Below are 10,431 nucleotides of genomic sequence, written 5' to 3'. Positions count from 1 at the left end.
CGCAGCGCATGCGACGACCCGTCCCCGCACGGCAAGGGATATATCGGGCACCCAGCCGTTCACGGCGGCAACGTCAGACCACAGACGAATCGAGGCCAACCCTTCTGATCGCCATGTCCCCGACCCGTTCGTCTCGGGACACTGCAGTAGCTGTCGAAGGGACCGCGTGATCTTCCGAGCGTGGCACACTCAAGCCCGCATCCGAAGCGCACATACCGGCTCAGACGTCCTCTTGAATAGGCACCCCCGCCCCATCGTTCCTGAGGGAGACACCGTTCGAGGTGAGAGGGATGTGGTGCCTCGAATGGCTCAATTTGCGGTCTCGTAGCGAGCCACGTTCTTCGAGACCGCTTTGAGCAGCGGTTCCAAGCGATCCACCAGCTTCTGGTACTCGCTCGTCCGGCCGTCCGACCACTGGCCAAGTCCCGCCACCATGGCGCGGCCCTGCCCGGTGAAGGCCTGCACCATTCCGCTGTCAGCCGGCAGGGTCGGCAGACCGGATCCGGGCGGTGGAGCTTGCGCGGCCACCTCGTAGTCGTTGAAGTTCATGGACAGTCGGGTCACCAGCTTCACCGTCTCCTGGGGGTCCTTCATTGTGAAGATGGCCAGGTTGAACTGGTTGTCGTGCGTGTCCTTGTACAGGGCGATCTCCTCGCCGAGACACCCTCTGCCGGCGGCGATCTCGGCGGCCAGTGCCGACCCGACCGAGTCGGGCTCGGTGCAGGACTTCAGCGCGGCCCGGCCCAGCCTGGTGAAGGTTCCACCGTTACCGTCCGCCGCATGGTCGGGAAACGCCTCGGCCAGGGGGATCATCGGCCGTTCTGCGGCACGAGCGGTCGTCACTGAGGCACGCGGTGTGGGTGCGGCCGTTGTCGTCGCGGGTGCGGCGGCTTCGTGTTCGGGGGATGACGAGCTCCTGTAACTCGCAGCAAGGAGGGCCGCCGTGACCACGGTGGCCGCCGCTACGGCCAGCGCGGTATTCCGGGGCCACGCACGCTTCCGGGCGGGAACCGGGCCTTCCTTGATGCCGGCCCCCTGCACGAAGCCGTCGTTGCGGACCGCGTTCCACTGGTCGCCGTCGGGTCTGTGGTGATGCGGAAGTGGATTCTCGTTGCTAGACACAGTGAGACCGTATTGATCACGGCTTCTGAGGTGTGCACAACTAGGTCACAGCATGATCACTATTCGAGTGAGCGTTCGGACGGTGGCGCTTCGGTCACCCGGCGTCAGGCTCCTGGACCCCCTTGGCAGGAGAACTAGCCGCAACCTGCGCACCTGGCCCACCGTAGGCACCCACCCGCGCCCGAGCATGCGAATAGGCCCCCACTGCAGGGCTATCGAGCGGAGCACCAGTGGGTGAGGTGACGGACAGCCGCTGGAGGGTACCCGGAACCGCGGAATCTGCCGTTTCCGCCGGCTTTCCGGAAGAAGGCGATCCGAATGACCGGAACGGAATCATTCTTCACGTGGTACGGGATCATGGTCGTCATCCTGATTGTGGCCCTCGTCGTCATGGTGCTGAAGACCAGGCACCATTGATCTTCGCGAGACCGCTGCTGCTTTGTGTGCCCCACTGCCAGGCCCTCGAGCACGCCAAAACGCCCCCGCCGCCCTAGGCGACGGGGGCTCAGTACGGGCGCGGACCGGGTCAGTGGACGAAGAACACGACCACCGCGGCGACCAGGCCACCCACCCCGCCGACGTGTAGACGTCCACCCGCCGGCCGGGGAAGGCGTCCTCGACGACCGCGATCCACTGCTTCACCCAGACGAGGATCTGCGCCGAGCTGCGCCCGGTGCGGCCCGCCACGGTGCCCACGGCGCGTCCCGCCCAGGGGTACACGCAACCCCACAGCTGTTGGCACATACCGGGCAGGCTGGAACCTCAGCAGAGCCCGCCGGCCGAAGACGACGATCAGAGTGACCCACTCACCGACACGGCGGGAGCCGCGGCTGCTCTCCCACAGCACAGGAGATCAGCACCGAACCGGCCGTTCTTCAGGTCATCGGTCAGCCGGTCGAAGTCGTCGCGGTTCGTGCGCGCGTACCGGGATGCCGAGCCCTGGTCTTGGTACGGCCGGCCAAGGGCGACGCCTTCGCGTTCAGCGGTGCGGGTGTTGTCGTCACGCTGCTCCGGGATACTCCGTTCGCCTTTCGCCGAGACCCGCACGTACTCGCGACCGGTCATCCCTGCCAAGCTGTGCACCGTGTCGCCCTCCCCAGAATCAGACCTCGAGTCTGCACCTACCGGGCAAGGTAGAAGGCCCCCTGTTCCGGGGCGGCCGGCCTGCCTTCCGGCTCTCTTTGGCCTCGCGGCTCTCCTCTTCCTGCTGATCACCTGGCAGGTCTCCGTCCATGGCCCGCTCCTGCGGCTGGACGAGCGGCTGAGCGGGACCCTGACCCACCCCGGCCGGCTCTCCGAGTTCCTCTCCGCCCTGGGCGACGTCTCCATCGCCCTGCCCGTGCTCGCGGGCGTCCTGATCGGCATCGCCTGGCACGACCGGCTGGAAGGCACGGACCGGTGGTGGCTGCCGCCCGCGGCGGCGGCCGGCACGATGGTGGCCGTCCCGGCGCTCGTCGTCCCGCTCAAGGCGCTGATCGCCCGGCCGGGCCCACCGGTCATGGGCCCGGCCACGGGCTTCTACCCCTCGGGGCACACGGCCACGGCGGCGATCGCCTACGGCTCGGCCACCCTGCTGCTGTGGCCCCGGCTGTGCACACCGCAGGCCCGCCTCGGACTCCTCGGCGTCTGCCTCTGCCTGAATCTCGGCGTGGCCTTCGGCCTGGTGCGCCGTGGCTACCACTGGCCGCTGGACGTGCTGGCCAGCTGGTGCCTGTGCACGGTGCTGCTCTCCTTGCTGTGGGGCGTGCTCAGCCGAAGTAGCCGTCGAACGTCCGCTGGAACTCCCAGCTCCCGAAGCGGTCCCAGTTGACCGACCACGTCATCAGGCCGCGCAGGGCGGGCCAGGTGCCGTGGGTCGGGTACGAGCCGCAGTTGGTCTTCTTCGTCAGGCAGTCCAGCGCCTTGGTGACCTCCGACGGGGCGACGTAGCCGTTGCCCGCGTTCGTGGACGCCGGCATGCCGATCGCCACCTGGTCGGGCCGCAGCGGCGGGAAGACCTTGCTCGTGTCCCCCGCCACCGGGAAGCCGGTGAGCAGCATGTCGGTCATCGCGATGTGGAAGTCGGCCCCGCCCATGGAGTGGTACTGGTTGTCGAGGCCCATGATCGGGCCCGAGTTGTAGTCCTGGACGTGGAGCAGGGTGAGGTCGTCCCGCAGGGCGTTGATGACCGGGAGGTAGGCCCCGCACCTCGGGTCCTGGCCGCCCCACTTGCCCGTGCCGTAGTACTGGTAGCCCATCTGCACGAAGAAGGTCTCCGGGGCCATCGAGAGGACGAACTTCGATCCGTATCTGGCCTTCAGACTCTTCAGGGCGGAGATGAGGTTGACGATCACCGGTGTCGTCGGGTTCCTGAAGTCGGTGTCGTTGGCGTCCAGGGACAGCGAGTGGCCCTCGAAGTCGATGTCCACGCCGTCGAGGCCGTAGGTGTCGATGATCTTCGAGACCGAGGAGACGAAGGTGTCCCGGGCCGCCGTGGTCGTCAGCTGCACCTGGCCGTTCTGCCCGCCGATCGAGATCAGCACCTTCTTGCCGGCCGCCTGCTTGGCCTTGACGGCCGCCTTGAAGTCGGCGTCGCTCTCCACGTTCGGGCACTCGGTCACCGGGCAGCGGGTGAACCGGACGTCGCCCGAGGTGGCCGAGGTCGGCTCCCCGAAGGCGAGGTCGATGACGTCCCAGCTGTCGGGGACGTCCGCGAGGCGCGTGTACCCGGATCCGTTGGCGAAGCTCGCGTGGAGGTAGCCGATCAGGGCGTGCGCCGGGAGGTCCGTGGAGCCGCCCGATCCGGCGGAGGTCGTCGCGCTCACCGCGGCCGACTTCGCGGACTCGCCCGCGTCGTTCACGGCCGCCACCTGGAAGCTGTAGGCGGTGGAGGGCGACAGTCCGGTGACCGTGGCCGAGGTGCCGCTCACCGTCTGGACTTCGGCGCCGTCGCGGTAGACGGCATAACCCGTCGCGCCGGTCACCGCCGACCAGGACAGGGCCACGCTGGAGGACGTGACGGTGCCGGTCCGCAGACCGGTCGGCGCGGCGGGCGGCTGCCCGGCAGCGGTGCCCGGTCCGACCAGCGAGATGTCGTCGGCGTAGTAGGCGCCGGTGCCGTACCAGCCGTGTGTGTAGATCGTGACCTTCGTCGTGGACGCGCCGGTGCGGAAGGTGGTCGTCAGCTGCTGCCAGTCGGCCGCCGACGGGGTCCAGGTGGAGACATCTGTGGTGCCCGTGCCGTTCGCACCGAGGTAGACGTAGGAGCCCCGGACATAGCCGCTGAGCGTGTACTGGGAGTCCGGCTGGACCGTCACCGTCTGGGTGCACTGGGCGTTGTCGCTGCCGGCCGGGGTCGCCTGCAGCGCCGAACCGCCGCCGTGCACCGGGGAGCCGACCGTGGTGCCGGCGGTGCAGGTCCAGCCGTCGAGGCCGGCCTCGAAACCGCCGTTGCGCGCGAGATCCGCGTCGGCGGCGCCGGCATCGGTCGCGAGCGCGGTCAGGCCGGGTACGGCCAGGGCGACGGCCGTACCCACGGCGAGCAGGCGATGGCGGACGAAAGGTCTGGTGCGATCCACAAGTGCCTCCGGGCATGGGGGAATTGGAGGGTGGAGCGCGCCCAACTTGGTCCAGACCAATTCGGTTGTCAAGAGGCTTGGCATGTACCCGCTGCCGCCCGGGGGCCCCTGGGGTCCGCGAGGAGGTGGTCCGGCCTCAGCTATCGAAGCCGAGGCCCAGCCTGTCCATCGTCTTCAGCCAGAGGTTGCGCCGTCCGCCCTGTGCGTCGGCGCGGGCCAGTGACCACTTGGTGAGCGCGATGCCCGTCCAGGCGAACGGCTCGGGCGGGAACGGCAGCGGCTTCTTCCGGACCATCTCCAGCTCGGTTCGCTCCGTGCGCTCCCCCGCCAGCAGGTCGAGCATCACGTCCGCGCCGAAGCGGGTGGCGCCGACGCCCAGGCCTGTGAAGCCGGCCGCGTAGGCCACCTTCCCCTGGTGCGCCGTCCCGAAGAACGCCGAGAAGCGCGAGCAGGTGTCGATCGCGCCGCCCCACGCATGGGTGAAGCGGACGCCCTCCAGCTGCGGGAAGCAGGTGAAGAAGTGCTCCGCGAGCTTGGCGTAGGTCTCCGGGCGGTCGTCGTACTCGGCCCGCACCCGCTTGCCGTAGGGGTAGACCGCGTCGTAGCCGCCCCACAGGATGCGGTTGTCGGCCGAGAGCCGGAAGTAGTGGAACTGGTTCGCCGAGTCCCCGAGTCCCTGACGGTTCTTCCAGCCGATCGACGCGAGCTGCTCGTCGCTGAGCGTCTCGGTCATCAGGGCGTAGTCGTAGACCGGGACGGTGTAGGACCGCACACGCCGCACCAGGTTCGGAAAGATGTTCGTGCCGAGCGCCACCTTGCGGGCGCGTACCCGGCCGTACGGGGTCCGGACGGCCATACCGGCGCCGTACGGCTTCAGGGTGAGCGCGGGCGTGTGCTCGTAGACCCGGACGCCGAGCGCGAGGCAGGCCCGCTTGAGGCCCCAGGCGAGCTTGGCCGGGTGCACCAGGGCCACGCCCCGGCGGTCGTGCAGACCGGCGAGGAAGGTCGGCGAGTCGACTTGTTCCCTTACCGCCTCCGCGTCCAGGAACTCCGTGTCCCCGGCAAGGCCACGGCGTTCCATCTCCTCGTACCAGTCGCGCAGTTCCCACGCCTGGTACGTCTCGGTCGCCACGTCGATCTCGCCGGTGCGCTCGAACTCGCAGTCCAGGGAGTGCCGGGCGACCGCCTTCTCGATCTCGTCGAGATTGCGGGCGCCCAGCTCCTGGAGTCGGTGGATCTCGTCGGGCCAGCGGGTCAGACCGTTGGCCAGGCCGTGGGTGAGGGAGGCGGCGCAGAAGCCGCCGTTGCGGCCCGAGGCGGCCCAGCCCACCTCGCGGCCTTCCAGCAGCACCACGTCCCGCCGCGGGTCGCGCTCCTTGGCGATGAGCGCGGTCCACAGTCCGCTGTAGCCGCCGCCGACGACCAGCAGATCGCAGGTCTCGGTGCCGGTCAGGGCGGGCTCGGGGTGGGGCTTGCCGGGGTCGTCCAGCCAGTAGGGAACCGGCTGGGCTTCGGAAAGAGACTTGGTCCAACGGGTCATGGCGCTTGGGGCCATGATGTCAACTCCCTACGCGTGCATTACGCCTTCCGGCGATTCCGGCGATTACCGATGACCATGGAGGACAGGACGAACAGCACGGCGATGATGAACATGGTCGTGCCGATCACATTGATCTGGACGGGCGTTCCGCGCTGGGCCGAGCCCCACACGAACATGGGGAAGGTGACGGTCGAGCCCGCGTTGAAATTGGTGATGATGAAATCGTCGAAGGAGAGCGCGAAGGCCAGCAGCGCGCCCGCGGCGATTCCGGGTGCCGCGATCGGCAGGGTGACCCGCAGGAAGGTCTGGAACGGGCCCGCGTACAGGTCCTGTGCGGCCTGCTCCAGCCTCGGGTCCATCGACATGACACGCGCCTTGACGGCCGTCACGACGAAGCTGAGGCAGAACATGATGTGCGCGATCAGGATCGTCCAGAAGCCGAGTTGCGCACCCAGGTTGAGGAACAGGGTGAGGAGCGAGGCCGCCATGACGACCTCGGGCATCGCCATGGGCAGGAAGATCAGCGAGTTCACGCTGCCGCGGGCGCGGAACCGGTAGCGGACCAGCGCGAAGGCGATCATCGTGCCGAGGATCGTGGCGCCGATCGTCGCCCAGACCGCGATCTGGAGGCTGACCGACAGCGAGCCGCACATGTCGGCGACGCCGCAGGGGTCCTTCCAGGCGTCCAGCGAGAACTGCTGCCATTCGTAATTGAAGCGCCCCTTCGGTTTGTTGAAGGAGAACACCGTGACGATGACGTTCGGCAGCAGGAGATATCCGAGTGTCAGCAGTCCCGCGAGGATGACGAGATTGCGCTTGAGCCAGTTGACGAAGGCCATTTAAACCAGATCCTCCGTGCCGGACCTGCGGATGTAGACCGTGACCATGACGAGGATCGCGGCCATCAGGATGAACGAGAGCGCCGCGGCCGTCGGATAGTCGAGGATCCGCAGGAACTGTGTCTGGATGACGTTGCCGACCATGCGGGTGTCGGTGGAACCGAGCAGGTCGGCGTTGACGAAGTCGCCGGCCGCCGGGATGAAGGTCAGCAGCGTGCCGGAGACCACGCCCGGCATCGACAGCGGGAAGGTGACCTTCCGGAACGTCGTGAACGGCTTGGCGTACAGATCCCCCGCGGCCTCGTGGAGGCGTCCGTCGATGCGCTCCAGCGAGGTGTACAGCGGCAGGATCATGAACGGCAGGAAGTTGTACGTCAGACCGCAGACCACCGCGAGTGGCGTCGCCAGGACCCGGTCGCCCTGGGTCCAGCCGAGCCAGTTGGTGACGTCGAGCACGTGCAGCGTGCCGAGCGCGCCGACCACCGGCCCGTTGTCGGCCAGGATGGTCTTCCAGGCGAGCGTGCGGATCAGGAAGCTGGTGAAGAACGGCGCGATCACCAGGATCATGATCAGGTTCCGCCAGCGGCCCGCGCGGAACGCGATGAGGTACGCGAGCGGGTAGCCGAGCACGAGGCACAGCAGGGTCGCGGCGGCGGCGTAGAGGACCGAGCGCAGGAACTGCGGCCAGTACGTGGACAGCGCGTCCCAGTAGGTCGCGAAGTGCCAGGTGACCTTGTAGCCCTGCTCCAGGGAGCCCGTCTGCACGGATGTCGAGGCCTGGTAGACCATCGGCAGTGCGAAGAAGATCAGCAGCCACAGGATGCCGGGCAGCAGCAGCCAGTACGGAGTCAAGCGGCCTCGCTTGCGCGGGGGCTTCGCCTCCAGGGCGGTGGGCGCGAGAGGTGGCGGCGCCTCGGTGACAGCGGCCATCAGGCAGCCTCCTCCTCGACGGACTCCACACCGGCGTCGATGTCCTGCGCCGCGTCCAGCCCGAAGGTGTGCGCCGGGTTCCAGTGCAGGACGACCTCGGCGCCGGGCACCAGACGGGGATCGCGGTCGATGTTCTGGACGTACACCTCGAACTCGGGGCAGACGGGGCTGTCGATCACGTACTGCGTGGAGACGCCGATGAAGCTGGAATCGGCGATCTTGCCGGTGATGCGGTTGCGGCCGTCGGGGACTTCGCCCGCGTCGTCGGCGTGGGTCAGGGATATCTTCTCCGGGCGCACGCCGACCAGCACCTTGCCGCCCGCCGTCGCCGGCGCGGAACAGCGCGCCTCGGGAAGGGTGAGCTTGCCGCCGCCGGCCTTGAGGACGATCTCCGCGCCGTTCCGGGAGTCGACTTCGGCCTCGATCAGGTTCGACGTGCCCAGGAAGTTGGCGACGAACGTGGTCTGCGGGTTCTCGTACAGGTCGCTGGGTGAGCCGAGTTGCTCGACGCTGCCCGCGTTCATCACGGCGACGGTGTCGGCCATCGTCATGGCCTCCTCCTGGTCGTGCGTGACATGGATGAAGGTGATGCCCACCTCGGTCTGGATGCGCTTGAGTTCGAGCTGCATCTGCCGGCGCAGCTTGAGGTCGAGGGCGCCGAGCGGCTCGTCGAGGAGCAGCACCTTGGGGTGGTTGATGAGCGCGCGGGCCACCGCGACGCGCTGCTGCTGGCCGCCGGAGAGCTGGTGCGGCTTCTTGCGCGCCTGCTCGCCCAGCTGCACCAGCTCCAGCATGTCCTCGACCTGCTTCTTCACCGACTTGATGCCGCGCCGGCGCAGGCCGAAGGCGACGTTCTCGAAGATGTCGAGATGTGGGAAGAGGGCGTAGGACTGGAAGACGGTGTTCACCGGCCGCTTGTACGGCGGCAGATGCGTGACCTCCTGGTCGCCGAGGCGGACCGTACCGGAGGAAGGTTCCTCCAGACCGGCGATCATGCGCAGGGTGGTGGTCTTGCCGCACCCGGAGGCGCCGAGCAGGGCGAAGAAGGAGCCCTGCGGCACGGTCAGGTCCAGCGGGTGGACGGCCGTGAAGGAGCCGTACGTCTTGCTGATCCCGGAGAGGCGGACGTCGCCGCTGTTGTCTGTCGTCATCGTGGTTACGCCCCTGTCAGCTTCGCGAACTTCTCTTCATAGGCCGTCTCTTCCTTCTGCGTCAGCGAGCGGAAGGGGTGCGACTTCGCGGCCATGGCCTTGTCGGGAAGGATCAGCGGATTGTGCGCCGCGTTCTCGTCGATCTTCTCGAGATAGGGCTTCACCCCGTCGACCGGGCTCACGTAGTTGACGTAACCGGCGAGGGCGGCGGCCTGGTCGGGCTGGTAGTAGAAGTCGATCAGCCGCTCGGCGTTCGCCTTGTGACGGGCCCTGTTCGGGACCAGCATGTTGTCGGTCGACGTCATGTAGCCGCTTGCCGGGATGATGTAGTCGATGTCCGGGCTGTCCGCCTGGAGCTGGACGATGTCACCTCCCCAGGCCACACAGGCGGCCAGGTCTCCCTTGGTGAGGTCGGACGTGTAGTCGTTGCCGGTGAACCGGCGTATCTGGCCCTTGTCGATGGCCTTCTGCAGACGGGCGATCACCGCGTCGAAGTCGTCGTCGGTGAACTTCGCCGGGTCCTTGCCCATGTCGAGCAGGGTCATGCCGATGCTGTCGCGCATCTCCGACAGGAAGCCGACCCGGCCCCGGAGTTTCGGGTTGTCGAGCAGATCGGAGATCGACTTGACCTCGACACCGTCGAGCGCCTTCTTGTTGAAGGCGATGACGGTCGAGATGCCCTGCCAGGGATAGGAGTAGGCGCGGCCCGGGTCCCAGTCGGGGGTGCGGAACTGGCTCGACAGGTTGGCGAAGGCGTGCGGAAGGTTCTCCGCGTCCAGTTTCTGCACCCATCCCAGGCGGATCAGCCGGGCGGCCAGCCAGTCGGTGAGGACGATGAGATCGCGGCCGGTGTCCTGGCCCGCGGCGAGCTGCGGCTTGATCTTGCCGAAGAACTCGTTGTTGTCGTTGATGTCCTCGGTGTACTTGACCTGGATGCCGGTCTGCTTGGCGAAGGCCTCGAGCGTCGGGTGGTTCTTGCCGCTGTCGTCGACGTCGATGTACTCCGGCCAGTTGGAGAAGTTGACGACCTTCTCCTTCGCCGAGTGGTCCTCGGTCGTGGTGCCGCCCTGTGTCTTGCCGGCCGCGGGGATACCGCAGCCGCTCAGCGCCCCGAGGCCGCCCAGTGCGAGCGCGCCGCCCGCGGAGGCGCGCAGCAGCGAACGGCGGGTCAGGGAGGCCCTGCCATTGCGGAAGCTGCGCCGCATAGCGGCCAGTTGGACCGGGGTCAGGCGGTCGGGCTCGTACTGCTCCATGCGCGTGGTGCCCTTTCGGGAGGGTGAACGGCCGCGGGT

Annotated in this window: 9 protein-coding genes; 1 reads left to right on the top strand and 8 read right to left on the bottom strand. The window is 67.9% G+C overall.

Going from position 1 to position 10,431, the window contains the following annotated elements; genetic code table 11:
• Nucleotides 1-309: 309 nt before the first annotated feature.
• Complete coding sequence (locus ABZ904_RS38625) at nt 310-1,122, bottom strand: hypothetical protein (protein ID WP_359402722.1); 813 nt, start codon at nt 1,120-1,122, stop codon at nt 310-312.
• Nucleotides 1,123-1,914: 792 nt separating this feature from the next.
• Nucleotides 1,915-2,187 (bottom strand): recombinase family protein, encoded by a 273-nt coding sequence (locus ABZ904_RS38620; protein WP_361828793.1) that lies wholly within the window; start codon nt 2,185-2,187, stop codon nt 1,915-1,917.
• A 19-nt stretch (nt 2,188-2,206) separates the two neighbouring features.
• Here ABZ904_RS38620 and ABZ904_RS38615 point away from each other — a divergent pair, with 19 nt between their 5' ends.
• The gene (locus ABZ904_RS38615) at nt 2,207-2,932 is read left to right on the top strand and encodes a phosphatase PAP2 family protein (RefSeq protein ID WP_361828791.1); all 726 of its coding nucleotides are present in this window, start codon (nt 2,207-2,209) and stop codon (nt 2,930-2,932) included.
• Here the strand turns inward: ABZ904_RS38615 and ABZ904_RS38610 are convergent.
• The 6 genes from ABZ904_RS38610 to ABZ904_RS38585 form a co-directional block, all read right to left on the bottom strand.
• Nucleotides 2,871-4,679 (bottom strand): glycoside hydrolase family 18 protein, encoded by a 1,809-nt coding sequence (locus tag ABZ904_RS38610; protein WP_360998547.1) that lies wholly within the window; start codon nt 4,677-4,679, stop codon nt 2,871-2,873. The two genes, ABZ904_RS38615 and ABZ904_RS38610, sit on opposite strands and share 62 nt — an antisense overlap.
• Nucleotides 4,680-4,815: 136 nt before the next feature.
• Nucleotides 4,816-6,234 carry an FAD-dependent oxidoreductase gene (locus tag ABZ904_RS38605; RefSeq protein ID WP_359402734.1) on the bottom strand — a complete coding sequence of 473 codons (1,419 nt, stop codon included), beginning with the start codon at nt 6,232-6,234 and terminating at the stop codon, nt 4,816-4,818.
• A gap of 23 nt (nt 6,235-6,257) precedes the next feature.
• Complete coding sequence (locus ABZ904_RS38600; RefSeq protein WP_359402737.1) at nt 6,258-7,058, bottom strand: ABC transporter permease; 801 nt, start codon at nt 7,056-7,058, stop codon at nt 6,258-6,260.
• Complete coding sequence (locus ABZ904_RS38595; protein WP_360998544.1) at nt 7,059-7,988, bottom strand: ABC transporter permease; 930 nt, start codon at nt 7,986-7,988, stop codon at nt 7,059-7,061.
• Complete coding sequence (locus tag ABZ904_RS38590) at nt 7,988-9,139, bottom strand: ABC transporter ATP-binding protein (protein WP_360998542.1); 1,152 nt, start codon at nt 9,137-9,139, stop codon at nt 7,988-7,990. Before ABZ904_RS38590 ends, ABZ904_RS38595 begins: the two co-directional genes overlap by 1 nt.
• A 5-nt stretch (nt 9,140-9,144) precedes the next feature.
• Nucleotides 9,145-10,392 (bottom strand): spermidine/putrescine ABC transporter substrate-binding protein, encoded by a 1,248-nt coding sequence (locus tag ABZ904_RS38585; protein WP_359402746.1) that lies wholly within the window; start codon nt 10,390-10,392, stop codon nt 9,145-9,147.
• Between the last annotated feature and the right edge of the window lie 39 nt (nt 10,393-10,431).

It is taken from the genome of Streptomyces sp. NPDC046900 (assembly GCF_040644975.1).
Classification (GTDB): Bacteria; Actinomycetota; Actinomycetes; order Streptomycetales; family Streptomycetaceae; genus Streptomyces.
Note: the sequence above shows the minus strand (reverse complement) of the source record. Positions and strands in the feature narration are given on the sequence as shown.